The organism is Gordonia hankookensis, from assembly GCF_014673215.1.
In the GTDB taxonomy this organism is placed as follows: Bacteria; Actinomycetota; Actinomycetes; order Mycobacteriales; family Mycobacteriaceae; genus Gordonia; species Gordonia hankookensis.
Map to the genome: position 1 here is coordinate 394,776 of NZ_JACWMS010000004.1, position 24,929 is coordinate 419,704.

The 24,929-nt window shown below is 68.3% G+C and carries 17 protein-coding genes; 14 read left to right on the plus strand and 3 right to left on the minus strand.

Annotated features, from left to right (window positions below; genetic code table 11):
• Positions 1 to 72: 72 nt before the first annotated feature.
• The 9 genes from ruvC (at position 73) to IDF66_RS20085 (ending at position 10,760) form a co-directional block, all read left to right on the plus strand.
• Positions 73 to 675 (plus strand): crossover junction endodeoxyribonuclease RuvC, encoded by a 603-nt coding sequence (gene ruvC, locus IDF66_RS20045; protein WP_164307977.1) that lies wholly within the window; start codon positions 73 to 75, stop codon positions 673 to 675.
• Positions 672 to 1,271 carry a Holliday junction branch migration protein RuvA gene (gene ruvA, locus IDF66_RS20050; RefSeq protein ID WP_190268311.1) on the plus strand — a complete coding sequence of 200 codons (600 nt, stop codon included), beginning with the start codon at positions 672 to 674 and terminating at the stop codon, positions 1,269 to 1,271. The genes ruvC and ruvA overlap by 4 nt, the downstream gene beginning before the upstream one ends.
• Positions 1,268 to 2,359, plus strand: coding sequence for a Holliday junction branch migration DNA helicase RuvB (gene ruvB / locus IDF66_RS20055; RefSeq protein WP_190268312.1), 1,092 nt, complete (start codon positions 1,268 to 1,270; stop codon positions 2,357 to 2,359). Before ruvA ends, ruvB begins: the two co-directional genes overlap by 4 nt.
• 173 nt (positions 2,360 to 2,532) lie before the next feature.
• Positions 2,533 to 2,940, plus strand: a complete 408-nt coding sequence (gene yajC / locus IDF66_RS20060) for a preprotein translocase subunit YajC (RefSeq protein WP_164307974.1) — start codon at positions 2,533 to 2,535, stop codon at positions 2,938 to 2,940.
• Positions 2,941 to 3,102: 162 nt separating this feature from the next.
• On the plus strand, positions 3,103 to 4,710 hold the full coding sequence (gene secD / locus IDF66_RS20065; RefSeq protein ID WP_164307973.1) for a protein translocase subunit SecD: 1,608 nt from the start codon (positions 3,103 to 3,105) through the stop codon (positions 4,708 to 4,710).
• Complete coding sequence (secF, locus tag IDF66_RS20070; protein WP_190268313.1) at positions 4,707 to 5,924, plus strand: protein translocase subunit SecF; 1,218 nt, start codon at positions 4,707 to 4,709, stop codon at positions 5,922 to 5,924. Before secD ends, secF begins: the two co-directional genes overlap by 4 nt.
• An 88-nt stretch (positions 5,925 to 6,012) precedes the next feature.
• On the plus strand, positions 6,013 to 7,656 hold the full coding sequence (locus tag IDF66_RS20075; RefSeq protein ID WP_190268399.1) for an ABC transporter substrate-binding protein: 1,644 nt from the start codon (positions 6,013 to 6,015) through the stop codon (positions 7,654 to 7,656).
• The gene (locus IDF66_RS20080) at positions 7,649 to 8,248 is read left to right on the plus strand and encodes an adenine phosphoribosyltransferase (RefSeq protein WP_190268314.1); all 600 of its coding nucleotides are present in this window, start codon (positions 7,649 to 7,651) and stop codon (positions 8,246 to 8,248) included. Before IDF66_RS20075 ends, IDF66_RS20080 begins: the two co-directional genes overlap by 8 nt.
• A 130-nt stretch (positions 8,249 to 8,378) precedes the next feature.
• Positions 8,379 to 10,760, plus strand: a complete 2,382-nt coding sequence (locus IDF66_RS20085) for a RelA/SpoT family protein (RefSeq protein ID WP_190268315.1) — start codon at positions 8,379 to 8,381, stop codon at positions 10,758 to 10,760.
• Between the two features lie 16 nt (positions 10,761 to 10,776).
• On the opposite strand, the gene IDF66_RS20090 is transcribed toward IDF66_RS20085, so the two are convergent.
• Positions 10,777 to 11,712, minus strand: coding sequence for a peptidylprolyl isomerase (locus tag IDF66_RS20090; RefSeq protein ID WP_164307970.1), 936 nt, complete (start codon positions 11,710 to 11,712; stop codon positions 10,777 to 10,779).
• 202 nt (positions 11,713 to 11,914) lie between these two features.
• Here IDF66_RS20090 and IDF66_RS20095 point away from each other — a divergent pair, with 202 nt between their 5' ends.
• Together IDF66_RS20095 and hisS are read left to right on the plus strand one after the other, a co-directional pair.
• On the plus strand, positions 11,915 to 12,646 hold the full coding sequence (locus IDF66_RS20095) for an MBL fold metallo-hydrolase (RefSeq protein ID WP_190268316.1): 732 nt from the start codon (positions 11,915 to 11,917) through the stop codon (positions 12,644 to 12,646).
• Complete coding sequence (gene hisS / locus IDF66_RS20100) at positions 12,643 to 13,908, plus strand: histidine--tRNA ligase (RefSeq protein WP_164307968.1); 1,266 nt, start codon at positions 12,643 to 12,645, stop codon at positions 13,906 to 13,908. The genes IDF66_RS20095 and hisS overlap by 4 nt, the downstream gene beginning before the upstream one ends.
• A 38-nt stretch (positions 13,909 to 13,946) precedes the next feature.
• On the opposite strand, the gene IDF66_RS20105 is transcribed toward hisS, so the two are convergent.
• Together IDF66_RS20105 and ypfJ are read right to left on the minus strand one after the other, a co-directional pair.
• Positions 13,947 to 15,608: a DUF885 domain-containing protein gene (locus IDF66_RS20105; RefSeq protein WP_190268317.1), complete on the minus strand. Its 1,662-nt coding sequence runs from the start codon at positions 15,606 to 15,608 to the stop codon at positions 13,947 to 13,949.
• The gene (gene ypfJ, locus IDF66_RS20110; RefSeq protein WP_190268318.1) at positions 15,605 to 16,474 is read right to left on the minus strand and encodes a KPN_02809 family neutral zinc metallopeptidase; all 870 of its coding nucleotides are present in this window, start codon (positions 16,472 to 16,474) and stop codon (positions 15,605 to 15,607) included. Before ypfJ ends, IDF66_RS20105 begins: the two co-directional genes overlap by 4 nt.
• Positions 16,475 to 16,726: 252 nt before the next feature.
• On the opposite strand from ypfJ, the gene aspS reads away from it, so the two are divergent.
• From aspS to IDF66_RS20125, 3 genes are all read left to right on the plus strand, one after another.
• Positions 16,727 to 18,547, plus strand: coding sequence for an aspartate--tRNA ligase (gene aspS, locus IDF66_RS20115; RefSeq protein ID WP_190268319.1), 1,821 nt, complete (start codon positions 16,727 to 16,729; stop codon positions 18,545 to 18,547).
• Between the two features lie 119 nt (positions 18,548 to 18,666).
• A complete protein-coding gene (locus IDF66_RS20120) occupies positions 18,667 to 22,143 on the plus strand; it encodes a transglutaminase family protein (protein ID WP_190268320.1) in 3,477 nt (1,158 codons plus the stop codon).
• Complete coding sequence (locus IDF66_RS20125) at positions 22,140 to 24,896, plus strand: circularly permuted type 2 ATP-grasp protein (RefSeq protein ID WP_317628784.1); 2,757 nt, start codon at positions 22,140 to 22,142, stop codon at positions 24,894 to 24,896. Before IDF66_RS20120 ends, IDF66_RS20125 begins: the two co-directional genes overlap by 4 nt.
• Positions 24,897 to 24,929: the final 33 nt, after the last annotated feature.

Genomic DNA, 24,929 nt, shown 5'->3' on the forward strand with positions numbered 1-24,929 from the left:
TCCGGCCCCGTCGGCGCCTGCCGATAGAATCTCGAACAACTGTTCGGAAATGCTTGCACGGTGGAGGTGTACGTGCGTGTGATGGGAGTCGATCCCGGCCTGACGCGCTGTGGGATCGCCCTGGTCGAGTCCGGTCGGGGACGAAACGTGACGGCGCTCGACGTCGACGTGGTCAGGACGCCCACCGACATGGAGCTCGCGGACCGGTTGCTGGCCATCTACACGGCGGCGAGTCACTGGCTCGACGTGCACCAGCCGGACGTGGTCGCGATCGAGCGGGTGTTCGCGCAGAATCAGGTGTCCACGGCGATGGGCACCGCCCAGGCGGGCGGGGTCGTCGCGCTGGCTGCCGGGCAACGCAATGTGCCCGTACGTTTCCATACGCCTTCCGAGGTCAAGGCAGCGGTCACGGGGAGTGGTCGGGCAGACAAGGCGCAGGTCACGATGATGGTCACCCGCATCCTCGGGATGCAGACGAAGCCGAAACCGGCAGACGCCGCCGACGCGCTGGCGCTGGCGATCTGTCACTGCTGGCGAGGAGCCACCACGGAGAAGATGATCGCAGCTCAACGCAAGGCCGAGGAACTGGCACGTCGTCATCGTGAGCGGGTTGCGCAGGCGTCCGTCGATCGTGCGACGTCGTCGAAGCGGTCGCGGGCCGGGGGAGCGGCATGATCGCCTCGGTGCGCGGTCCCGTCGTCGACGTCGCCCTCGACCATGTGGTCATCGATTGCGCAGGCGTCGGTTACCGCGTCCTCGTGACGCCGGGAACCGTCGGATCGCTGCGGCGCGGCGAGGAGGCGACCTTGCTCACGTCGATGATCGTGCGCGAGGACTCGATGACGCTCTACGGCTTCACCGATGCCGACGCACGGTCGCTGTTCACCGTCCTGCAGACGGTGACCGGGGTCGGCCCGCGCCTGGCGATGGCGACCCTGGCGGTCCTGGAGCCGGACGCGCTGCGCCGGGCGCTCGCGGAGTCCGATGTGAAGGCGCTGACCACGGTTCCGGGAATCGGAAAACGAGTGGCCGAACGGCTCGTCGTCGAGCTGCGGGACAAGGTCGAGGCGCCGGCGACACGAGACGGCACGGCGTCGACCACCGCCATCGGCGGCACGGTCCGCGACCAGGTGTCCGAGGCGTTGCTCGGTCTCGGCTTCACCGCCGCGCCCGCGGACCGGGCCCTGGCCGCGGTTCTGGCCGACGCGCCCGATGTGGACGCATCCACCCTCCTTCGGAAGTCGTTGGCGCTCTTGGGGAAGACCGCATGAGCGACGATCAGGTGTCCGGACCCGACGAGCGCGACATGAGTGCCGCGGAGTTGCACTCGGACGGCGACTTCGATGCCGGGCTGCGTCCACGGTCATTGGCCGACTTCATCGGCCAGCCCAGGGTCCGTGAGCAGCTCGAACTCGTGCTGCGCGGTGCGAAGGGCCGTGGCGGCACCCCGGATCACATCCTGCTGTCGGGACCGCCTGGACTCGGTAAGACGTCACTGGCGATGATCATCGCCAGTGAGATGGGGGCGGCGATCCGCGTGACGTCCGGTCCGGCACTCGAACGTGCAGGCGATCTCGCGGCCATGCTCTCCAACCTGGTCGACGGCGACGTCCTCTTCATCGACGAGATCCACCGGATCGCCCGTCCGGCGGAGGAGATGCTGTATCTCGCGATGGAGGATTTCCGGGTCGACGTGGTGGTGGGGAAAGGGCCAGGTGCCACGTCCATCCCGCTCGACGTGGCACCGTTCACCCTCGTGGGCGCCACCACCCGGTCCGGGTCGCTGACGGGTCCCCTGCGTGACCGGTTCGGGTTCACCGCGCACATGGAGTTCTACGAGACCGACGAGCTGGTGCATGTGCTGCGCAGGTCGGCGGGGATTCTGGGGATCCGCCTGCTCGAGGACGCCGCGGTCGAGATCGCCGGCCGGTCGCGCGGCACCCCCCGGATCGCCAACCGGCTGCTGCGCCGGGTCCGCGACTACGCCGAGGTGCGCAGCGACGGTGTCATCACCCTGGACATCGCACGGGCAGCTCTCACCGTCTACGACGTCGACCAGCTGGGTTTCGACCGCCTCGACCGAGCCGTTCTCAACGCACTGGTCCGAGGGTTCGGGGGCGGGCCCGTCGGGGTGTCGACACTGGCGGTCGCGGTGGGTGAGGAGCCCACCACCGTCGAGGAGGTGTGTGAACCGTTCCTGGTGCGTGCGGGGATGATGGCGCGGACCCCGCGTGGCCGCGTCGCGACGGCGGCGGCCTGGCATCATCTCGGTCTCACACCGCCGGCAGGCGCGATGAACGCCAGCTTCGGTGTCCGCACCCGCGACACCCTGACCGAGAGTCTGTTCGACGATCTCTAGACCGGCCGGAAACCCGAGAATCGCGACGACGTTCCCGGGCATGGCACACTGGGGAGGGCCCGCCGGAGGACTTGGTGCGATCACGCGCGCCTGCGAGCGGCATTCGGCTGACCGGCCGAACCCGACATAACGCCCACAATACGACCGAACCGACAAGGATTGTTGCTGTCATCATGGAGTCCCTCTTCTTCCCCCTTCTGCTGGCCCTGCTGGCCGGTTTCATGTTCCTGAGCATCCGCAAGCAGAAGAAGCGCGTGTCCGAGATGCAGGACATGCAGAACTCCGTGGCCACCGGTGCGCGCGTGCAGCTGACCTCGGGAATGTTCGCCACCGTCGTCGAGGCCGGGTCCGGCGATTTCGTCGACCTCGAGATCGCGACCGGAGTCGTGACCCGCTTCAATCGCGCCGCTGTGGTGCGGGTGGTGCCGACCGAAGACGCCGCCGAGACCTATCCGGGCGCGCTGACCGAGCGTCCCGAGGAGATCGTCGACGATCCGTCGCCCACCCTGGGTGCCGATCCCATCACCGACGACAGCGTGTCCACCGAACGTCCGGGTGACACCCCCTCCGACGAGAAGTGATCAACCTGCGGGCGCCTACACGCGCCCGCAGGTGACCGAGCGCGGTGGCACCGGAGAACGGTTGCTACCGCGCAGTCAGTAGAGTGGGCGACCGACCGCCACGACCGCGCGGCGGGGACGCATGGCGCCCCGGTGCGCATTTCCTAGGAGACCAGAACAGCAGTGACCACACCTCGCCGGGCGTCGGCGAAGCGGTCGGGACCTCCACGTGAGATTCCGCCGTGGAGACCCCTGACCGCTTTCTTCGTGCTGTTGGCCGTCGTCTGGGGGCTGGTTTTCTTCACCGGAGGCGGATCGCCGACACCCAAGCTGGGTATCGACCTGCAGGGCGGGACCCGGGTGACGCTGACCGCCCGCACACCCGACGGCAAACCGCCGTCACGTGACCAGCTCAATCAGGCGAAGCAGATCATCGAGCAGCGCGTGAACGGGCTCGGTGTCTCCGGCTCGGAGGTCGTGGTCAACGGCAACAACCTGGTCATCACGGTGCCGGGTGACGACGGCAAGCAGGCACGCTCGCTGGGCCAGACCGCCCGACTGTTCGTGCGTCCGGTCGAGAAGGTGCAACCCGCGACCCCGCAGCCGAAGACCGATCAGCAGAAGCAGCAGGAAGACAAGCAGTCCGACGAGACCTCGGCAGCCGCGATCGAGGAACAGCGCAAACTGCGACAGGCACCTGCCGGGGCCAATCTCGACGGCCTGACGGCGCAGATGGCCAAGATGGACTGCTCACCGGGCGCCAACGATCCGTTGCTGGGCAACGATTTGCCCGACCAGAACCTCGTGGCGTGCTCCCAGGACGGCAAGGAGGTCTACCTCCTCGGGCCGGAGATCATCGACGGCCGGGACATCAAGAATGCGACGGCAGGCACCACGCAGCAGGCCGGATCGTGGATCGTCCAGGTCGAGTTCAAGGGTGACGCACAGAAGTTCTGGCCGACCTACACCGCCCAGAACACCGGCAAGCAGACCGCGTTCACGCTCGACACCAAGGTGGTCTCCGCGCCGCAGATCCAGGGTGCGATCACCACTCCGTCCACCGAGATCAGCGGCAATTTCAGCCAGCAGGAGTCGAAGGATCTCGCCAACGTCCTCAAGTACGGTTCGTTGCCGCTGTCCTTCGAGGCCTCCGACGCCGAGACGGTGTCGGCGACACTGGGTCTCGCGTCGCTGCAGGCCGGCCTGATCGCGGGCCTGGTCGGACTGATCGCGGTTCTTCTCTACGCGCTGTTCTACTACCGCATGCTCGGCATCCTGACGATGTTGTCGCTGGTGCTGTCGGGGCTGATGGTGTACGGCATCATCATCCTGCTGGGCCGGTGGATCGGCTTCACCCTCGATCTCTCCGGCATCGCGGGCCTGATCATCGGTATCGGCATGACGGCCGACTCGTTCGTCGTCTACTTCGAACGAATAAAGGACGAGATGCGGGAGGGCCGAAGTTTCCGGTCCGCGGTGCCGCGCGGCTGGGCGAGCGCGCGGCGCACCATCTGGTCGGGCAACGCGGTCAGCTTCATCGCCGCGGTCGTCATCTATGTCCTGGCCATCGGTGAGGTACGCGGATTCGCCTTCACGCTGGGTCTCACCACGATTCTCGACGTCGTGGTCGTCTTCCTGGTGACCCATCCTCTGGTCGTCCTGGCGAGCCGGTCCGAGTTCCTGTCGAGACCGAAGGTCAACGGGCTCGGCGCCGTGAGTGAGGTGGCGCGACAGCGGAGACTGTCCGCCCGAACCGCCAAGGTCGAGGCGTCGGAAGGAACGGCCAAATGAGCGATACGCAACGCCCCGATTCCGGTCGAACGGACGGCTCCCGCGGCGCGACACAGTCCGACGTGGCGGACGTGACGAGAGAGACGAGCCCGACGTCGGAGGCGAATTTCGTCGCGGAGTCCGACCGGTCGTTCCTGTCCCGCCTCTACACGGGTACCGGCGCGTTCGAGATCGCCGGACATCGTCGCGCGTGGTACATCGTCACCGCGGTGATCCTGGCCATCTGCATCGCCTCGATCGCCATTCGTGGTTTCACCCTGGGCATCGACTTCGAGGGCGGTACACAGGTCTCCATCCCGGTCTCGGCCGGTGTCACCAGCGATGCCGTCGAAGAGGTCTTCACCAATACGCTGGGCAGCGAACCCGAGTCGGTCCAGACCGCCGGTTCCGGCGGGTCCGAGACCGTGCAGGTGCGCACCGAGACGCTCACCATCCAGCAGACCCAGCAGGTGACCAGTGCCCTCACGGACAGATTCGCACCGGAGCTGACGGCGGCCGAGGTGAGCTCGTCCGACGTGAGTTCCACCTGGGGTGGCGAGATCACCAAGAAGATGCTGATCGCGCTCGCGGTGTTCCTGGTCATCGTGTTCGTCTACATCGCGGTGCGGTTCGACCGGGAGATGTCGTTGGCCGCGCTGGCGTCGCTGTTCTTCGACATCATCGTGACGGCCGGTGTGTATTCGCTTGTCGGATGGGAGGTCACGCCTGCCACCGTGATCGGCCTCCTGACCATCCTCGGTTTCTCGGTGTACGACACGGTCGTCGTGTTCGACAAGGTGGCCGAGAACACCAGATCGGTGCTGCAGACGACACGACGGACCTACGCCGAGCAGACCAACCTGGCGATCAATCAGACCCTGATGCGCTCGATCAACACCACGATCATCTCGGTGCTGCCGATCATCGCGCTGATGGTGATCGCGGTGTGGCTGCTGGGCGTCGGCACGCTCAAGGATCTCGCGCTCATCCAGCTCGTGGGTGTGGTTGTCGGCGCATATTCGTCGATCTTCCTGGCGGCGCCGCTACTCGTCACACTCAAGGAACGCCGTCCAGAGATCGCGCGCCACACCAAGCGGGTCCTCGACCGGCGTGCGCGGGTGGCGGCCGGGGAGGACGTCTCGGACGACCGACCGGTTCGCGGCCGTTCGGCGGGGAGACGGTCGGACGAGGACGCACCGTCGAGCCCGACCGGAAAACGTCGACGGTCGCGCTAGTCTACGGGTCGTGACTGTGCGGACCGGGTCGGATGCCCGGCGACGAATCGGCCTGCCCACGACGACGATCGCCCTTCTCGGCGTGGTGATGGTCCTTGCCGGACTGCTCGCCGGCTGCGGCGAGGACGGCCCGCCCACCATCGACTACGCGGTCGACGCGCGGATAGACAGCTACAACGCCAACACCGTGGAGGGCAACGCCGACGGCGTCCTGATGGCCACCACCCGGATGTTGCCGGGCTTCAGTTACCTGGGTGCACACGGCCAGGTCACCCCGGACCGCGACATCGGAACCGTCACACCGGTTCCCGGGTCGTCGCTGACCCTGCGGTACGACTTCAACCGTGAGGCCCGCTACTCCGACGGCCAGGCCGTCGACTGCGACGACCTGGTTCTCGCGTGGGCGGCGATGAGTGGTCGATTCCCCGGGTTCCGGCCTGCGACCACCGCGGGCTACCGCGACATCGAGCGAGTGGATTGCGCTCCGGGTGAGACCACGGCGACGGTTGCGTTCGCCCGCGGGCGCGACTACCGGGACTGGCTGTCGTTGTTCGGCGCGGGCACGATGCTGCCGGCGCATGTGGTTGCGCGACTGGCCGGTGTCACAGATGTCGTCGATCCGATCCGTACCGGTGATCAGGCAGTCGTGGCGAAGCTCGCCCGGGCCTGGAACACCGGGTTCGCACTGACGCCCGGGCCGGTCGACGAGCAGCGTTTTCCGTCGTCGGGACCGTATCGGATCGACCGATATTCGGAATCTGACGGACTGGTGCTGGTCGCCAACGACAAGTGGTGGGGCGACGCGCCGAAGACCTCGCGGATCGCGATCTGGGGCCGGGGAACCGACGCGGAGCGACGAATCCCCGACGGCTCCTTCGATATCGCAGATCTGACCGGGGGGATGACGACCGACGACGTCACGCCGTCCGGATCGACCGACGAGACGGTCCAACCACTGCCGCAACCGAATCGGGCGCTGGCCGTCGAAGAGTTGGTGCTCTCCCAACGCGGGGTGTTCGGTGATGTCCGGACCCGGCAGGCCTTTGCCTCCTGCGTGCCCCGAGATGTGTTGGCGCGCCAATTCGGTCAGGGTGCGCAACTGTGGAATCTGCGTGTCCTCGCACCCGCCGACAACCTGGCGGGCCAACTCAACGGCGGCTTCGGCCGCGCCTACTCGAGGCCGGACGTCGCCCGCGCCCGCACGCTGGCCGACAGCACCGCATCGTCCCGGTCGGGCGCACTGCGGGTGCGGGTCGGATATGTCGCGCCGACGGCTCGGCGGCAACAGATGGTCGCGACGATCGCCGAGTCGTGTCGCCGGGCCGGTATCGACGTGGTGGATGCGGGTTCGCCCGATCTGACACCGTCTGCGCTGGGCAAGGATGTCGACGCATTGCTGGTGTCCAACGGCGCGTCGTTCGCGGCGGCCGGGTCGGCCGATCCGTCCCGGGACGCGTATCAGCTCCGCGGCGGGGACCCGTTGAACCTCGGCGGATTTCAGGACCCGGACGTGAGTGCCGCGATCGACCGGCTGGCGGTCGCGGATCTGGCAGCGGACCGGCTCGACCTCGTCCGCACCATCGAGAACGCAGCGTGGGCGGCGGTGCCGTCGATCCCGCTGTTCGCGGCCCCGCGCGTGCAGCGGTGGGGTGGCGGGGTCGGTAATGTGATCGCCGGGCTGGGCCGTAACGGAACCGGATGGAACATGGATCGGTGGACAGTACATGACTGACGAACCGCAGAGGGTCGGGTCCGCGCCCGACGACCACGTCACCGCGCAGGCGCTCGACCGGGCCCGCCGGGCCATCGACGAACATGCCCGAATGGTGGCCGACTTCCCGGCACCCGGAATCGACTTCAAGGATCTGACACCGGTGCTGGCCGACCCGGTCGGACTGTCGTCTGTCGTGACCGCGCTCACCCACGGGTGCCGCGGCATCGATCTGGTGGCCGGCATCGATGCCCGGGGCTTCCTGCTCGGCGGCGCGGTCGCCCGTGAACTCGAGGTGGGGGTGCTGGCGGTCCGCAAGGGTGGCAAACTGCCGCCGCCGGTGCACAGCACCAGCTACACGCTCGAATACGGGACCGCGGTCCTGGAGATCCCCGCGAGCGGTATCGACATCAGCGGCATGCGGGTGCTGCTCGTCGACGATGTGCTCGCAACCGGTGGCACCGCCGTGGCAGCCGCGCAGCTGCTCGGACGGGCGGGCGCCGAGGTGATCGGCGTCGCGGTGATCATGGAGCTCGACGGTCTGGGCGGACGGGCGACCATTGCCGAGGGCCTCGGCGCGGATCTGCCGGTCCATGCCGTTGTCAACGGCTGAGCGAACCGCGGTCCGCATCGGGCGGACTAGACTCGCCCTCATCCGGCGTTACGCATGGTGATCGAGGATGGCGGTGGTGACGAGCCGCCGCCGGGATCTTGCGCCGCACGGACGAGGAGAGGAGGTCACGATGCACGACGAGGTCGACACCGATGCCCGGCGGGAATCCGCTGAGACGACGGGACCGGCTGCACCCGGTGTACGGAACGCATCGGACCAGCCGCTCCCCGGTTCCGATGCCGTCGGGACTCCGTCGTCGTCGGCGTCCCGTCGTGTGCGCGCCCGGCTCGCGCGCCGGATGACCGCCACCCGTAGCCCGGTCCGTCCGGTCCTGGAACCCCTGGTGACGCTGCACCGCGAGATCTACCCGAAGGCCGACGTGGCGTTGCTTCAACACGCCTATGACGTCGCCGACGAACGGCACGAGGGGCAGCGGCGTAAGTCCGGCGACCCGTACATCACACATCCGTTGGCGGTGGCGACGATCCTGGCCGACCTCGGCATGGACACCACCACCCTGGTGGCGGCCCTGCTGCACGACACGGTCGAAGACACCGGGTACACCCTCGAACAACTGGAGAAGGACTTCGGCGCCGAGGTCGCGCATCTCGTCGACGGCGTCACGAAGCTGGACAAGGTGGCACTCGGCAGTGCCGCCGAGGCCGAGACGATCCGCAAGATGATCATCGCCATGGCCCGCGATCCGCGGGTGCTGGTGATCAAGGTGGCCGACCGGCTGCACAACATGCGGACCATGCGCTTCCTCCCGCCCGAGAAGCAGGCCCGAAAGGCGCGCGAGACTCTGGAAGTCATTGCGCCGCTGGCGCATCGACTCGGTATGGCGACGGTCAAGTGGGAACTCGAGGATCTCTCGTTCGCGATCCTGCACCCCAAGCGGTACGAGGAGATCGTCCGGCTGGTGGCCGACCGTGCGCCCTCACGCGACACCTATCTGGCCCGCGTGCGTGCCGACGTGAACAATGCGCTGGGGGGCTCACGGATCGAGGCGACCGTCGAGGGCAGGCCCAAGCACTACTGGTCGATCTATCAGAAGATGATCGTCAAAGGACGCGACTTCGACGACATCCATGACCTGGTCGGCATCCGAATCCTCTGCGACGAGGTCCGTGACTGCTATGCCGCTGTCGGCGTTGTGCATTCGTTGTGGCAGCCGATGGCCGGTCGGTTCAAGGACTACATCGCACAACCTCGCTTCGGGGTCTATCAGTCCCTGCACACCACGGTGATCGGCCCGGAGGGCAAGCCGCTCGAGGTGCAGATCCGCACGCACGAGATGCATCGCACCGCGGAGTTCGGCATCGCCGCCCACTGGCGCTACAAGGAACGCAAGGGCAAGAATCCCCGCAGGTCAACCGACGCCGCGGAGATCGACGACATGGCCTGGATGCGCCAGCTGCTCGACTGGCAGCGCGAGGCGGCCGATCCGGGTGAGTTCCTCGAGTCGCTGCGCTATGACCTGGCGGTCCAGGAGATCTTCGTGTTCACCCCCAAGGGGGATGTGATCACGCTGCCCGCCGGGTCGACCCCGGTCGACTTCGCCTATGCGGTGCACACCGAGGTCGGGCACCGATGCATCGGTGCCCGGGTGAACGGCCGGCTGGTGGCGCTGGAACGAAAGCTGGAGAACGGCGAGGTCATCGAGGTCTTCACCTCCAAGGCGCCGAATGCCGGGCCGTCGAAGGACTGGCAGAACTTCGTCGTGTCGCCGCGCGCCAAGGCGAAGATCCGCCAGTGGTTCGCCAAGGAACGTCGGGAAGAGGCGCTCGAGACAGGCAAGGAGGCCATCGCCAAGGAGGTGCGACGGGGTGGACTACCGTTGCAGCGCTTGATGAGTGCCGAATCCATGGCGTCGGTCGCCAAGGAACTGCGGTACACGGATCTGACCGCTCTCTATACCGCGGTGGGGGAGAACCACGTCTCCGCCCGCCACGTGGTGAACCGCCTCGTCGCGTCGCTCGGTGGCATCGACGACGCGGTCGACGAGATCGCCGAGCGGTCGACGCCTTCGACGCTGCCCACCCGCACCCGCCAGGGTGGCGATGCCGGCGTGGTCGTCGAGGGTCTCGACAACGTCATGGCGAAGCTCGCCAAGTGCTGCACACCGGTGCCCGGCGACGAGATCATGGGATTCGTGACGCGTGGCGGTGGCATCAGCGTGCACCGCACCGACTGCACCAACGCCACGTCCCTGCGGGAGCAGTCCGAGCGCATCATCGAGGTGTCGTGGGCACCGTCACCGTCGTCGGTGTTCCTCGTCGCCATCCAGGTGGAGGCGCTCGACCGTCACCGGCTGCTCTCCGATGTCACCAAGGTGCTCGCCGACGAGCGGGTGAACATCCTGTCCGCGTCCGTGACCACGAGCCGTGACCGGGTGGCGGTCAGCAAGTTCACCTTCGAGATGGGTGACCCGAAGCATCTCGGGCACGTGCTGAACGTGGTGCGCAACGTCGAGGGGGTCTACGACGTGTACCGGGTGACCTCGGCCGCCTGACCCCCTCGCGTCGGCGTCAGGCCGCCGAGCCGCTGTCGACGGTGGCGGTGGTGATGTCCACCGGCTGCTTGGGCTTGCCGTCGTCGGCGCTGCCGTTGGGGCCGGGTGTCAGACCGTTCTTGGCGATCTTGTCCAGCACGGTCAGGCCGTTCGGGTCGACCTTGCCGACGACCGAGTAGTTCGCCGCCAGCTGGCTGTCCTGCATCACCAGGAAGAACTGACTGGAGCCGGTGTTCGACTGACCCGTCTGCGGGTTGTTGCTGTTGGCGATGGCCACGGTGCCGCGGGGATAGATCACCGGCGCCTCCCCGGAACTCGGATCCGGTTGCCCGGCGGGCTTGAGGTCCGTGGGGAGTTCGTCGGGGCTCGACCACCCCGGGCCGCCCGCGCCGGTCCCGGTCGGGTCACCGCACTGCAGAACCTTCAGCGTCTCGCTGTTGGTGAGTCGGTGGCACGGCGTGCCGTCGTAGAACTTCTTCTCGGCCAACGAGATCACCGCAGCGGTGTTACATGGTGCCCCGGTGCGCTGCAAGGTGATCGGGATGGCGCCCTGACTCGTGTCGAGCACCATGTCGGCGGTGCCCTCCTTCAGCTGCTTGGAGTCGGGCTTGGGGGAGGTCCGTTGTTTCGCCTCGCCTGCCTTCATCTCGTCGAGGTAGGCCTGCGCCTGTGCGCGCTGATTCGCCGGGACCTCGGCCGGAACCTCCTTGGGGAGCTGGTCGAAGCGACTCGGCTGGTCTTGGTACGAACATGCCGTCCAGCGGGCGGCCTCACGGTCGTCGAGGACCTTCTTCACGATGAGGGTCGTCGCGGTCGCGACGATGGCCACGACCACCACGGTCGAGACCGAGGCGATGATGATCTTGCGACGGCGTGCTTGCTGCCGTTCCCGTTCGAGGCGTTCTTCGAGCTTGCGCTTGGCGGCTTCGCGGCGTTCCTCGTTGGTGGACACGCGGTTAGACCCTCCTGAACTCGTGTGCCGTGACTCCCCCCCGGGAGATGGCACGCCGGACGTGGTGTCGAGGCATGCGGTCGTCGCTGATGCTACGTCGACAGGCCAGTGTGCCAGCCGAACCTGAGAGCTCCATGGCCGGGGCGCGCGACCGTATGGGCGGGCCGCACCCCCTGGACGGGCCGTTTGTCACAATGGACGGATGCTGATCACCGGATTCGCAGCGGGGATGTTCCAGACCAACTGCTACCTGCTCGCCACCGAGGCGGGCTCGGAGGCCGTGATCGTCGACCCCGGGCAGGATGCCGCGGTGCGGGTACGTGAACTCCTGGCCGAACACGACCTGACCCCCGTGGCCGTGCTGCTCACCCACGGCCACCTCGACCACACCTGGAATGCGGCCGAGCTGTGCGACGAATACTCCATCCCGGCCTACATCCATCCCGCCGACCGCCCGATGCTGGCCGACCCCGGCCGCGGCCTGGGACGGGCCCTTGAATCGGTGATCGGCACCCTCGAGTTCCGTGAACCGGAGAAGGTCGTCGATTTCGTCGACGGTGAGGATGTCGATCTGGCAGGCATCCGGATCTCGGTCGACCTCGCGCCAGGCCACACGCAGGGATCGGTGCTGCTCGGGATCGAGGTCCCGGTCGACGCGGAGTCCGGGCATCAGGGCGAGGCGCCGCCGGAGGTGGTACCCGTGTGCTTCTCCGGTGACGTACTGTTTGCCGGGTCCATCGGGCGGACCGATCTGCCCGGTGGTGATCATCAGCAGTTGCTCGACTCGATCGCGGCCAGACTCCTCCCGTTGCCCGACCACACCCAGGTGCTGCCGGGACACGGACCGCAGACCTCGATCGGCGCGGAGCGGGCGGGAAACCCGTTCCTGGCCGACATCTCGGGCACAGTGAAGAAGGGACGATACGGACTGTGAGCGCCGACTTCGCCGCGCCGCGGGGGATCCCCGACTACTTCCCGCCGAACTCGGCGGATTTCCGGCTGGTCCGGGACACCCTGACCGACGCGGCGCGCCGCGCGGGGTATGGCCACATCGAGCTGCCCGTCTTCGAGGACACCGCGCTCTTCGCGCGCGGCGTCGGTGAATCCACCGACGTCGTCAGCAAGGAGATGTACACCTTCGCCGATCGTGGCGACCGGTCGGTGACGTTGCGACCCGAGGGGACCGCCGGGGTGGTGCGGGCGGTCATCCAGCACGGACTCGACCGGGGCCAGCTGCCTGTCAAACTCTGCTATGCCGGTCCGTTCTTCCGGTACGAGAAGCCGCAGGCAGGCCGCTACCGGCAACTGCAGCAGGTGGGCATCGAGGCCATCGGCGTCGACGACCCGGCTCTCGACGCCGAGGTCATCGCCGTCGCCGACGAGGGCTACCGGCGTCTCGGCCTGTCCGGTTTCCGTCTCGAGATCACCTCCCTGGGCGACGACGCGAGTCGAGGGCCCTATCGGGAAGCGTTGCAGCAGTTCCTGTTCGGTCTCGATCTCGACGAGGCGACCCGCAAGCGGGCGGAACTCAATCCGCTGCGGGTGCTCGACGACAAGCGCCCTGAGATCAAGGCGGCCACGGCCGACGCACCTCTTCTCATCGACCACCTGTCCGATGATGCGCGCGCACATTTCGACGCCGTACTGACCCATCTCAAACGGCTCGGTGTCCAGTACGAACCGAATCCTCGCCTGGTACGCGGGCTCGACTACTACACCAAGACCACCTTCGAGTTCGTCCACGACGGACTCGGCGCGCAGTCGGGGATCGGCGGCGGTGGCCGGTACGACGGGCTCATGTCGCTGCTCGGCGCAAAACAGGATCTGTCCGGGATCGGGTTCGGGCTCGGCGTCGACCGCACCATGCTGGCGATGGAGGCGGAGGGTGTCGCCCACGCCGACACCGCCCGCTGCCAGGTGTACGGCGTGCCGCTCGGTGGTGACGCCAAAGCCGAACTCGTCGGTGTCGCGGGGCACTTGCGCGCTGCCGGGATCAGCGTCGACCTCGCCTACGGCGACCGCGGTCTCAAGGGCGCGATGAAGGCCGCCGACCGCTCCGGTGCGCGTCTGGCACTCGTGCTCGGCGACCGCGAGCTCGCCGAACGCCGGATCGAGGTCAAGGACCTGAGCAATGGCGAGCAGCATCAGGTCTCGCTCGACGACATCACCGGCGAGGTACTGCGCCTCCTCGGCTGATCGGACCGCGGGCCACCGCGCGGGCGGCACCGTCGGGTTCAGGTGCGGGTGAGTTCGTCGGCCAGCACATCGAGCGACACACCGCCGAGCGCGAGCGCCGCTGCGTGGAAATCCTTCAGGGTCCACTCCGGGTGGGCGGCGCGCGCCGCGGTGCGGGTCTGCGCCCACACCCGTTGCCCGAGTGCGTACGACGGAGCCTGACCGGGCCAGCCGAGGTAGCGGTTGAGTTCGAACCGCAACACCGCCCGGTCCATCGCGACGGAGCCGGTGAGCAACTGCCATGCCTTGTCGGCGTCCCAGGTGCCGCCGCCGAGACCCGCGGGCGCGGGCAGCCCGCAATGCACACCGATGTCGACGATGACGCGGGCGGCCCGCAGTCGCTGCGAATCGAGCATGCCCATCCGGTCACCGGGGTCGTCGAGCCAGCCGAGTTCGCCCATCAGGCGCTCGGCGTAGAGCGCCCATCCCTCGCCGTGACCGGACGTGAACGAGGCCAGTTTCCGCCAAGCATTGAGATCGTCGGCGACGACGGCCGAGCCGAGCTGCAGGTGATGGCCGGGGACTCCCTCGTGGAAGACCGTCGTCGTCTCCTGCCAGGTGTGGAAGACGGTCTGCTCCGGGGGAACCGACCACCACATCCGGCCGGGACGGGCGAGATCCGCGCTCGGCTGCGTGTAGTAGATGATTCCCGTCGACGACGGGGCGAGACGGCACTCGAGGCGGGTGAGCCGGGCGGGGATGTCGAAATGCGTGCCGGCCAACCCCTCGACCGCCCGATCCGAGAGTTCCTGCATCCACCCGACGAATGCGTGACGGTCCTCGATGGCGTACCGGGGCAGCGTGTCCAGGTGGGCCAGCGCCTCACGCACGTCACCGCTGCCAACGAGGTCGCGGGCGATGGCGGATTGCTCGTCGACGATGGCGGCAAGGTGGTCCAGTCCCCACGCGTAGGCCTCGTCGGGGTCGATGTCGGCACCGAGGTGGGCGGGCAGGAACCGCAGGTAGCGTTCCCGTCCGACGGCATCGACGGACGTCGCGCCGGTCATCACCTCGGTGCGCAGAACTGCGGCAAGCGCATCGAAGGAGGCGGCGGCGTCGTCGAGAGCCGTCCGCAGCGGGCCGGCGAGAGCCGGGTCGTCGGCGAGGGCGGTGGTGTCGGCCGCGATGGCGGCGGCCGCGCCGAGGGCCTGGTCGGCGACGAGCCCCACCTGTCGTCGGGTCGCAGGCGGACCGTGCGCGGTGCGGTACCGCAGACCGTCGATCACGGTGTCCACACATCCGGGGACCGCCTGTAGGCGCGCGAGGAAGATCTCCCGCGCGTGCGCCGAATCCGTCGGCATGAGATCGAAGACGTCACGGATCGCCTGCAGGGGCGACGCGATGACGTTGCACTCGCCGACACGTTCACCGGCTTCGGCCAGGGCGATCTCCCGACGCAGGGACGCCGTCATGGTCGCCACCGTCACCCGGTCGACGTCGTCGGTCACGGGTGCGTCGGCCAACGCGCGCACCGTGCTGCGTGTCTGCGCGACGCGTGCGGCACAGGCGTCGGGGGAGAAGTCGGTCAGCAGGTGATCGTGTCCGGCGATGCCGATCTCGGTCGCGAAGAGCGGGTCGAGCCGGGCCTGGCCGGCGAGGTGGGCCTCGGCCAGGCGGTCGACCGGGGTCGGGAGACGCTCGGCGCCTGCCTGGGCGCTCACAGGTCGTTGGTCGCGAACGTGTCGCACTGCCGCGGGTCACCGGACCGGTAACCGATGGTGAACCAGCGCGAGCGCTGCTGGGCCGAGCCGTGTGTCCAGCCCTCGGGGTTCGAGTTCGCGCCCTGGATGGTGTCGTCGCCGATCGCCTTCGCGGTCTGGATGACGCTCGCGATCTGTTGCTGGGTCAGCGGCTCGAGCATCGCGTCCGGCCCCTTGTCGGCGTGATAGGCCCACACGCCTGCGAGGCAATCGGCCTGCAGTTCCACGCGCACCGACCCCGACAGTGGGCCCTGCGAGCCCATCCGATTGCCCTTCTGCAGCGCGCCGGTCAGGTTCTGGACGTGGTGGCCGTACTCGTGTGCGACCACGTACTCCTGCGCGAGCGGTCCGTTGCTGCCGCCCATCTGCTCGAGCTGGGCGAAGAACGACGGGTCGATGTACACGGTCTGGTCGGCCGGGCAGTAGAACGGGCCGGTCGCCGACGTCGCCGCGCCGCAGCCCGTGCTGACCGATCCGGTGAAGATCTTGGTCCGGGGTGGCGAATACCCACGCATCTCCGCCGACCACACCTTGTCGAGGCTGTTCGTGGTCGCGACGATGCGACAGATGGCGTCGGTGTTCGCCTTCTCGATCGTGCAGGACTGGATGTGGTCGTCGAGCTCGGATGCGTTCTGGCTGCTGACGGTGTCGCCGCCGAGACCGGAGCCACCGGTGATGGAGCCGGGGTCGATGCCGAAGAACAACGCGACCAGAGTGATGATCAGCCCGGCGCCTCCTCCGAGAGCGATTCGACCGACACCACCGCCTCCTCCGCCACCGCCGGAGACGTCGCCGGTGTCGAGTGGACCGTCACCCTGAAAAACCATGTCGCTCCTTGTCCCGGCTCCGTACCGACCCACGCCCCGGTCCCAGCCCCACGGTCGGCGTGAGTCGGGGTTCGGCACGATCGAGCTTATTCGCCGACGCGCCGATGGTGACCTGATCGGACCCGACGCCGGGTCCGTGTCGTCGGTGCCGATCCATCGAGGGAGCCCGGGATGGCCGGGTGCAGGTCGGCGGAGGTCACGAACGTAGGATTGGCCCAGATTCACCACGTATCCGCTTGGGAAGGACACTGAGTGCTCCGCACGCATCTCGCCGGTTCGCTTCGCCGCGCCGACGCCTCGCAGACCGTCACCGTCGCCGGTTGGGTCGCCCGTCGTCGCGATCACGGAGGCGTGGTCTTCATCGATCTGCGCGACAGCTCCGGACTGGTCCAGGTCGTCTTCCGCGACGAGGCTGTCGCGGAGTCGGCCCATCGACTCCGCGCCGAGTTCTGCGTGGCGGTCACCGGGGTCGTCGAGGAACGGCCTGCGGGTAGCGAGAACCCGAACCTGCCGTCGGGCGAGATCGAGATCAACGCGGTGGGCCTCGAGGTGCTCAATCCCTCTGCGCCGCTGCCCTTCCAGCTCGACGAGGCGCCCGGCGAAGAGGCCCGTCTGCACTACCGGTACCTCGACCTGCGTCGCGAGGGGCCTGCCCGCGCGTTGCGATTGCGATCCCGGGTGAACGCGGCCGCCCGCGGAGTGCTCGCCGACCACGACTTCGTCGAGATCGAGACGCCGACGCTGACGCGCTCGACCCCGGAGGGCGCCCGTGACTTCCTGGTGCCCGCGCGCCTGCAGCCGGGCACCTTCTATGCCCTGCCGCAGAGCCCGCAGCTGTTCAAACAGCTGCTGATGGTCGCCGGGATGGAACGCTACTACCAGATCGCGCGCTGTTATCGCGACGAGGATTTCCGTGCCGACCGGCAGCCGGAGTTCACCCAGCTCGACCTCGAGATGAGCTTTGTCGATCAGGACGATGTGATCGCGCTCGCCGAGGAGGTACTGGCGGCACTGTGGAGGTTGATCGGTGTGGAGATCACCACCCCGATCCCGCGCATCACCTACGCCGACGCGATGCGGCGGTATGGGACCGACAAGCCGGATCTCCGCTTCGGGCTCGAACTGGTCGAATGCACCGACTATTTCGCCGACACCCCGTTCCGGGTGTTCCAGGCGCCCTACGTCGGTGCGGTCGTGATGCCGGGTGGGGCGTCGCAGCCCCGCCGCCAGCTCGACGCCTGGCAGGAATGGGCGAAACAGCGCGGCGCCAAGGGATTGGCCTACGTGCTCGTCGGGGACGACGGTGAGCTCGGCGGACCGGTCGCAAAGAACCTCTCCGATGCCGAACGCGCCGGACTCGTCGCCCACGTCGGGGCCGAGCCGGGTGACTGTGTCTTCTTCGCTGCCGGACCGGCCAAGGCGCAGCGCGCTCTGCTGGGTGCCGCCCGCGGCGAGATCGCATCACGTCTCGGCCTCATCAAGGACGATGCCTGGGCGTTCACCTGGGTTGTCGACGCCCCGCTGTTCGAGCCCGCCGACGATGCGACCGCGAGTGGCGACGTCGCCGTCGGTTCGGGCGCCTGGACCGCGGTGCACCATGCGTTCACCGCGCCCAAGCCCGAGTCGCTGGGCGCGCTGGAGACCGATCCGGGGTCGGCACTGGCCTACGCATACGACATCGTCTGCAACGGCAACGAGATCGGTGGCGGGTCGATCCGTATCCATCAGCGCGACGTGCAGGAGCGCGTGTTCGAGATCATGGGCATCGGCCACGACGAGGCACAGGAGAAGTTCGGCTTCCTGCTCGACGCCTTTGCCTACGGCGCGCCGCCGCACGGCGGGATCGCATTCGGCTGGGACCGCATCACCGCCCTGCTGGCGGGGGAGAACTCGATCCGAGAGGTGATCGCGTTCCCGAAGTCGGGCGGCGGGGTCGATCCGCTCACCGACGCCCCGGCGGCGATCACACCGCAGCAGCGCAAGGAGTCCGGGATCGACGCCAAGCCGGTGGTCCGGAAGAAGGCGGATGCCGACGGAGAGGATGCGGCGGCGGACGATGCCGTCGGCGCCTGACCCGGTGCCGCGGGTTCTCGGCGACGTTTCGCCGGAAGCCGTGGGCGGCATGACAGGCCGTGGGTGACGCTGCCCGCATATCCGGCAGCGGGTCGGCATCTGTGATGTGATTTCACACCATGACGATCAAGGTGGCCCTCGAGCATCGCACGAGTTACGCATTCGATCGCCCGGTCAAGATCTTCCCGCATGTGGTCCGTCTGCGACCGGCTCCGCACTCGCGCACGCCCATCGAGGCGTACTCGCTGAAAGTCGAACCGGCCGAACACTTCCTGAACTGGCAGCAGGACGCGTTCAGCAACTACATGGCGCGGTTGGTGTTCCCGGAGCCGGCCACGAGGCTCTCCATCTCGGTGAGCCTGGTCGCTGACCTGACCGCGGTCAATCCGTTCGACTTCTTCATCGAGGACTGGGCTGAGGACTTCGGTTTCTCCTATCCCGACGACCTCCGCTCCGACCTGGAGATCTTCCTCCGTTCGGTCGGGGTGACCGAGGGGGAGTTCGTCGGCGCGCCGGTCCATCCGTCCGTCGCGGAGTTCGCCGCGGAGCATCGGCCCACGGGCAAGGTCCGGATCATCGACTTCCTGGTCGGTGTGAACCAGGCGGTGCGCGACGCGGTCGGATACACCGTCCGTCTGGAGTCGGGTGTGCAGACTCCCGAGTACACGTTGTCCAGCGGGATCGGGTCCTGTCGTGATTCTGCCTGGCTGCTCGTCGCGCTGTTGCGGGAACTGGGGCTGGCCGCGCGGTTCGTCTCGGGGTATCTGGTGCAGCTGACGTCGGATGTGAAGTCGATCGACGGCCCGTCGGGCCCGGATGCCGACTTCACGGATCTCCATGCCTGGACCGAGGTCTACCTGCCCGGCGCCGGGTGGGTCGGCATGGACCCGACGTCCGGACTGTTCGCAGGCGAGGGACACATCCCGCTCGCCGCGACGCCGAGCCCCGGCGGCGCGGCACCGATCACCGGCGCGACCGGACCCTGCCACGCCACGCTGGACTTCGCGAACACGGTGACCCGGTTCCACGAGGATCCGCGGGTGACGTTGCCGTACACCCCCGAGCAGTGGGATCGGGTGGTCGATCTCGGCGCGGCCGTCGACGCCAGGATGGCCCGGAACGACGTCCGACTCACGATGGGTGGCGAACCGACCTTCGTGTCGATCGACAACCAGACCGACCCGGAGTGGACGACCGCCGCCGACGGTCCGCACAAACGACTGCTGGCATCACGGCTCGCCGAGCGTCTGCGCGGGACCTACGCGCCCGCCGGCCTGGTGCAGCGCAGCCAGGGCAAGTGGTACCCGGGTGAACCGTTGCCACGCTGGCAGATCGCATTGATGTGGCGGACCGACGGCCTGCCGATCTGGCGTCGTCCGGAACTCCTCGCCGATCCGTGGGCGACGCAGGAACAGGCCGCGGCGAGCATCGAGGTGGAGAGCATCGGTGCCGGCGAGCGTGCGACGGACGGTGCCGCCGACGCGTCGACGGCCGAGACGCTGTTGACCGCGGTGGCCAAGGCGATCGGGCTGCCGACCACACAGGTGATGCCCGCCTACGAGGATCCGCTGGTCAGGATGGGTGAGCTGGCGGCGCTCCCGCCCGGTGATCCGGGCGAGGACCCCACCTTGCCGACGGCCCGCGGTGCAGCGCTGGCGGCCGCCGCAGCCGAGGCCGACGACGAGTCAGATCTCACGCCGCATTCGGATTCGGGCGACGCGCGCCGCGCCCTGCTCGGGCGTCTGGACAGCGCGATCACCGAACCAACCGCTTTCGTCCTGCCGCTCAGTCGTTCCGAGGACGAGACGGCGTGGCAGAGTGCGCGGTGGACCACGCGCCGTGGCCGTCTGGTGCTGACCCCCGGAACGTCGCCCGCGGGCCTGCGGCTGCCGTTGAACTCCGTGTCGTGGGGGCCGGCCCCGACCATGTTCGAGGTCGATCCGTCGGTCCGGGCCGGAGAGTTGCCTGCCGACCCGGCTGCCGAGCTCGGACTCACCGTCCGCGACGTCGACCCGGCCGCATTCGTGCCACGATCCGCCGTGGTCGCCGAGGTCCGTGGCGGCGTGCTCGCGGTCTTCATGCCACCACTGGCCGCGCTGGAGGAGTTCCTGGCGATCATCGAGTTCATCGAGGACGCGGCGGCCGCGATCTCGACACCGGTGGTCGTCGAAGGCTATGGGCCGCCCTCGGATGCGCGCCTCACCACGCTCACCGTCACGCCCGATCCGGGCGTGATCGAGGTGAACATCCAGCCGACCGCCAGTTTCGCCGAGCAATCCGCGTTGCTCGACGATCTCTACGACCACGCGCGGCACACCCGGCTCGGCACCGAGACCTTCGACCTCGACGGAAGTCATGGCGGTACCGGCGGCGGTAACCACATCACGCTCGGCGGGACGACCCCCGCCGATTCGCCGATGCTGCGCCGTCCGGACCTGTTGGTGTCGATGCTGACGTATTGGCAACGGCACCCGTCGTTGTCGTATCTCTTCTCCGGGAGGTTCGTCGGGACCACATCGCAGGCACCGCGGGTGGACGAAGGCCGCGAGTCCGCTCTGTACGAGCTCGAGATCGCGTTCTCCGAGATCGACCGGCTGGGCGTGCGGGGCGACGGTGTCGGAGGTGTGGACGCCCCGCCGAATCCATGGGTGACCGATCGTGCTCTGCGGCACCTGCTGACCGACATCACCGGCAACACCCATCGCTCGGAGTTCTGCATCGACAAGCTCTACAGTCCCGACTCGGCACGCGGACGTCTCGGTCTGCTCGAACTCCGGGCGTTCGAGATGCCACCGCACCACCGGATGGCGATGGTGCAGTCGCTGCTGGTGCGGTCGCTGGTGTCGTGGTTCTGGGAGCACCCGCATCGCGGCAGGCTCATCAGGCACGGTGCTGACCTGCACGGCAAATATCTTCTGCCGCATCACATCATCGGCGACATCGCCGCCGTCGCCGAGGACCTACGGGAGGCAGGCTATCCGTTCGACACCGCATGGCTCGACCCGTTCACGGAGTTCCGGTTCCCTCGGCTCGGTACGGTCTCGATCCGCGACCACGAGGTCGAACTCCGAGGCGCGATCGAGCCGTGGAACACCCTGGGCGAGGAATCGACCGGTACCGGGACCGCGCGGTACGTCGACTCGTCGATCGAACGTGTGCAGGTGCGGGTCCAGGGTGGTGAGGATGACCGTTTCCTGTTGACGTGCAACGGTTTCCCCATTCCGTTGAGTCCCACCGGCCGCACCGGTGAGCGGGTCGCTGGCATCCGGTTCCGCGCCTGGCAGCCGCCCAGCGCGTTGCATCCGTCGATCACCATCGACACCCCACTCACGTTCGACCTGGTCGACACGGTCGCAGGCCGGTCGGTGGGTGGTGCGACCTACCACGTCGTCCATCCCGGTGGCCGCTCGTACGACCGGCCACCGGTGAACGCGGTGGAGGCGGAATCGCGCCGCAACGGACGTTTCGAGGCCAGCGGCCACACCAGCGGCTCGGTCGACATCGGACTCCTCCGGGAGCGGCAGGCCCGGCAGGCCACCGATACCGGGGTACCGGCGATCCTGGATCTGCGCCGGGCACGTACAGTTCTTCGGTGATCGTTTCGTCGGGCAGCCCGGCCGGGAGTCGACTGCCCGGGGTCTTCGACGGGTACCGACCCGACGGCTCGGCATTGTTCGATGTCGAGGGGTTGCCCCACGGCGCGGCAGCGCAGGCACCGTACGACGAGATGCTCGACAGCAGCGGCGTGACCAGGCCGGCCTGGACGGATCTGGTGTCCGGGTATGCGGCGCGTGGCGACGAACGCCTCAGGGGTGCCGCGGCGCGCCTGGCCACCGCGGTCAGCGACGAGGGCGTCATCTACAACGAGTTCGACGGCGACCAGACCGTCGCGCGGGACTGGCAGGTCGATCCGGTCCCGCTCGTCGTCGACGGGGTGGAGTGGACGGAGCTGGAGAAAGCTGTCACCCAGCGGTCGATGTTGCTCGATCAGCTGTTGCGGGACATCTATCGCGACCAGAAGACGATCCGCCGTGGCCTGCTCCCACCGGAGATGGTGTTCGGCCACCCCGGCTACATCCGCAAGGCGGCCCGGCTGGAGGTCGCCGGCCCGCACGCATTGTTCCTGCATGCCCTTGACCTCGGTCGGACGTCCGACGGCAGGTTCGAGGTGTACGCCGACCGCACGCAGGCGCCGTCGGGCATCGGCTTCGCGATGGTCGACCGCAGACTGCTCTCGCGAACGTTCCCGCAGCTGTTCCAGACCGTCGCGCCGCGACCGATCGCGACGTTCGCCGGCACCGTGCGGCTGGCCCTCTTCGACTACGCACCACCCGGCGTCGACGATCCAACGGTCGCGGTGCTGAGTCCTGGCAGCATGTCCGAAACTGCCTTCGACCAGGCATATCTGGCATCGGTACTGGGGTTCCCCCTCGTCGAGGGCGACGACCTGACCGTGCGTGACGGCGCCGTCTACATGCGGTCGTTGGGCAAGTACAAGCGGGTCGACGTGCTACTGCGGCGGATCGACGCCGGTTATGCGGATCCGCTCGATCTGCGGACCGACTCCCGGCTCGGCGTCGCCGGTCTGGTGGAGGCCATCTCACGCGGCACCGTCACGGTGGTGAACACCCTCGGCAGCGGGGTGCTCGAGAACCCGGCACTACACACCGTGCTCGACGAACTCGCGCCGGTGCTGCTCGACGAGGATCTCGCGTTGCCGTCGGTACCCACGCTGTGGGCGGGCGATGATCTGCAGCGCACCAAGATCCGCGCCGATCTCGGCGAGCTGGTGCTGTCGAACTTCGCGACCGACGAGGAGGTGATCGCCCCGATGCTCGATTCCGCGAGGCGTGCCGATCTCCTCGCCCGGATCGAGGCCCACCCGTGGCAGTGGGTGGCCCGGACGCTGCAACCCGTCTCGATCGCGCCGACGATGACGCCGGGGCGCACCACCGCGCATCGTCCGGGGGTGCTGCGTGCCGCACAGGTCGGGGTGCGCGCCTTCAGTGTGGCTCAGGGGCCGACCTACGCGGTGATGCCGGGTGGGCTGGGGATGGTGCTCGCGGACGGTCTGGCCGGTGCCGCGCAGCGGACGGTGTCGGCGAAGGACGTCTGGGTGACCAGCGCCGACGTCGGTGGACATGTCTCACGGAAGTCGGGCACCCGATCGGCGGCCACCGACGAGATGGCGGCGCCACGTACCGGCCGGAGTCCGCGTACCGCCGCCTACTTCGACGTCGCCGCGGCCGCGAGTCCCCGCGTCCTGGCCGATCTCTTCTGGTTCGGGCGCTACGGCGAACGGACGGAGTCGACGACGCGCCTGGCGAAGGTGGCGCGCGAGCGGTACCAGGAGGTGCAGTACCGCCCGTGGATGAGCGGATCGGCGGCGGTGCCATTGGTGCTGCATGCGGTCGCGCGGGTGACCGGCACAGCCCTCTATCTCGGTACCGCCGACCTCGCGGCAGAGCCCGACGACACGCCTGCCGCGCCGGAGCGGGTCAACGAGGCCATCGCGAAGATCACCGATCTGACCATCGCGCGCTCGGTGACCGGGACCATCGCCCACTCCGCCGATCGGCTCGTCGCGACGGCACGGGCGGTCCGCGATCAGATGTCGACGAGCACGTGGATGGTGTTGGCTCCGGTCGAACGGGCCATCGAGCAACTCGGCGAGCAGGTCCGCGGCGCCCGCGGCGCGGCCGAACCCACCTCCGTCGCCGGTGACACGACATTGGATCTGGGCTCCGACCTCGGCCATGCGCACGACGAGGTGTTGCACGGTGTCCTCGCGCTCGCCGGTCTGCAGGCCGACTCGATGGTGCATGATGCCGGCTGGTTGTTCATGGACATCGGCAGGCGTATCGAACGGACCATCACCCTCGCCGACCTCACTGCGGCGCTGTTCGTCGTGGCGCAGGACCGTGAGGTCGAGCAGGCGCTCCTGGAGTCGTTCCTGGTCGCCAACGAGTCGTCGGTGATCTACCGCAGGCGTAATCGGGGGCTCTACCGATTCGGTGCCGTCGGGGGTCTGCTGTTCTTCGACGAGACCAACCCCCGGGCGATGATCTACCAGTTGACACGGATGCATGACGACCTGACCGCGCTGCCGGACGAACTGCGCTCCGCGAGCTCCGAGCGGATCGTCGAGGAGATGATCGCGGAGCTGCGCCGTTCCGATCCGGAAGACCTCGCCGCGGTCGACGCGACGGGTCGCCGGGCACAGCTCGGTGAGTTGATGACCGCCCTCGGTGCCGGAGCGCGTGACCTCTCCGACGTCCTCACGCGGACCCGGTTCGCCTCGCCCCGGCAGGCGCAGCCGATCTGGGGCGGGGGAGGTGACGGCGTATGACCGGCGCACCGGAACCAGCAGTGGAACCGCCTT

What these genes read in the sequence shown, in the direction of transcription:
- IDF66_RS20120 (WP_190268320.1), top strand. Translation starts at nt 18,667, where the DNA reads ATGACGATCAAGGTGGCCCTCGAGCATCGCACGAGTTACGCATTCGAT.
- ypfJ (WP_190268318.1), bottom strand. Translation starts at nt 16,474, where the DNA reads ATGGTTTTTCAGGGTGACGGTCCACTCGACACCGGCGACGTCTCCGGC.
- IDF66_RS20080 (WP_190268314.1), top strand. Translation starts at nt 7,649, where the DNA reads ATGACTGACGAACCGCAGAGGGTCGGGTCCGCGCCCGACGACCACGTC.
- IDF66_RS20085 (WP_190268315.1), top strand. Translation starts at nt 8,379, where the DNA reads ATGCACGACGAGGTCGACACCGATGCCCGGCGGGAATCCGCTGAGACG.
- IDF66_RS20075 (WP_190268399.1), top strand. Translation starts at nt 6,013, where the DNA reads ATGGTCCTTGCCGGACTGCTCGCCGGCTGCGGCGAGGACGGCCCGCCC.
- IDF66_RS20095 (WP_190268316.1), top strand. Translation starts at nt 11,915, where the DNA reads ATGCTGATCACCGGATTCGCAGCGGGGATGTTCCAGACCAACTGCTAC.
- yajC (WP_164307974.1), top strand. Translation starts at nt 2,533, where the DNA reads ATGGAGTCCCTCTTCTTCCCCCTTCTGCTGGCCCTGCTGGCCGGTTTC.
- ruvB (WP_190268312.1), top strand. Translation starts at nt 1,268, where the DNA reads ATGAGCGACGATCAGGTGTCCGGACCCGACGAGCGCGACATGAGTGCC.
- ruvA (WP_190268311.1), top strand. Translation starts at nt 672, where the DNA reads ATGATCGCCTCGGTGCGCGGTCCCGTCGTCGACGTCGCCCTCGACCAT.
- secF (WP_190268313.1), top strand. Translation starts at nt 4,707, where the DNA reads ATGAGCGATACGCAACGCCCCGATTCCGGTCGAACGGACGGCTCCCGC.